We start from the raw sequence: 1,697 nt of genomic DNA, 5'->3' as shown, positions 1-1,697 counted from the left end.
CCGGCCGCGGGCAGACGGTCAACCAGCGCACCGTCAACACCCTGCACTCAGCCCTTCGTGCTCTGGCCGAACGCGGAAACGCCCTGCTCAAGACCACCTTCGCCGCGTTGCGGCGAGTCACGCTATGTCCCTGGCGCACCGGCGCGATCACCGCAGCTGCGCTCGTACTACTCCACACCGAGTACGACCGCACGACATGATCAACCCGCTACTGAGAACACCTCACTGACGCTGGACACCGGACCGGACATCGGAACCGAATGGGTCATCAGGGTCCCCAGGGAGGACACATGAGCATCCGGGTGATGGTCGTCGACGACCACCCGATCTGGCGCGAGGGCGTGGCCCGCGACCTCGCCGAGCGCGGCCTCGACGTCGTCGCGACGGCCCCGGACGCGCCCGCCGCGGTCCGGATCGCGACGGCCGTGCGGCCTGACGTGATCCTCATGGACCTCAACCTGGGCGCGACCTCCGGCGTGGACGCGATCGCCGCGATCGGACAGCAGAGCCCGGACAGCCGGGTGCTGGTGCTGTCCGCGTCGGGCGAGCACGCCGACGTCCTGGAGGCGGTCAAGGCCGGTGCGCTCGGCTACCTGGTGAAGTCGGCCGGGGTCGAGGAACTGCTGGAGGCGATCCGGCGCACCGCCGACGGCGTCGCCGTGTTCACCCCGGGGCTGGCCGGGCTGGTGCTGGGGGAGTACCGGCGGCTCGCCGACGCCCCGCGCCCCGCCGACGGCGCGCCGTCGGTCCCGGCGCTCACCGAGCGGGAGACCGAGGTGCTACGCCTGGTCGCGAAGGGCATGACGGCCAAGCAGATCGCGGCGAAGCTCGTCGTCTCGCACCGGACCGTCGAGAGCCACGTGCAGAACACCCTGCGCAAGCTGCAGCTGCACAACCGCAGCCAGCTCGTCCGCTACGCGATCGAACAGGGACTCGCCGACTGAGCCCGTCCGGGAGCGGCACGGTGGGTTCCCCGCGGTGAACGGCGGCAAACGGTAACGGGGGACACCCCCATCACGAACAGGTCACGGGACCCGGCAGACTCGGAGCAGCCCCCGACGCGCGACCCCCGGAGACGCCTGTGACCGACCCGAGCGCGCTGATCGGGTACCTGCTCCAGAGCCCCTGGCTGGTGCCCCTGCTCGCCGTCGCCGTGATGTGCGACGGGCCGTTCCCGTTCCTCCCGAGCGAGCCGGTGCTCTTCAGCGCCACGGCCGCCGCACTGGCGGACGGCGACCGGTGGCGGATCGTGGCCCTGTTCGGTGCCGCGGTGGTCGGCTCCCTGCTCGGCGACGCGCTGCTCTACGGCGCCGGACGCAGCTCCCACTCCGTGGTCCGGGCCACCCGTCGCGGTGACGGGACCGGTGCCTGGATCCGCCGCCACCTGCACCGACGGCCGATCACCGCGCTGGTCGCGACCCGGCTGCTGCCGGGCGGACGGCTGGCGAGCGTGTCCGCGGCCGGCCGGGTCCGGCTGCCGCTGCGCGCGTTCCTGCCCGCGACCGTCGCCAGCGCGCTGGTGTGGAGCACCTGGATGACCGGCATCGGTGTCCTGGTCGGACCGATCACGCACGGCGACCCGCTGATGTCGGTGCTCGCCGGGGTCGTCCTCGCGGCGCTCGTCGCGTCCGTGGCCGCCGCGGCCAGGGCGCTGCTGCGGCTGCGCCGCCCCGTCGTCGCGGTCTGACCGGTCCGGC

The 1,697-nt window shown here is 73.1% G+C and carries 2 protein-coding genes and 1 pseudogene; all 3 read left to right on the top strand.

Annotated elements, in window-relative coordinates; all coding sequences use genetic code 11:
- Positions 1-200, top strand: a pseudogene (locus Ae505Ps2_RS30780) (IS5/IS1182 family transposase); the annotation flags it as partial.
- A gap of 90 nt (positions 201-290) precedes the next feature.
- Entirely contained in the window at positions 291-944 is a 654-nt protein-coding gene (locus Ae505Ps2_RS01015) for a response regulator transcription factor (RefSeq protein ID WP_020624502.1), read from the top strand.
- 137 nt (positions 945-1,081) lie between these two features.
- A complete protein-coding gene (locus tag Ae505Ps2_RS01010; protein WP_020624503.1) occupies positions 1,082-1,687 on the top strand; it encodes a VTT domain-containing protein in 606 nt (201 codons plus the stop codon).
- Positions 1,688-1,697 lie beyond the last annotated feature (10 nt).

The sequence above is a fragment of the Pseudonocardia sp. Ae505_Ps2 genome (assembly GCF_001932425.1).
GTDB lineage: Bacteria > Actinomycetota > Actinomycetes > Mycobacteriales > Pseudonocardiaceae > Pseudonocardia.
The sequence above is the reverse complement of the archived record's forward strand: the minus strand, read 5'-3'. Positions and strand labels throughout refer to the sequence as shown.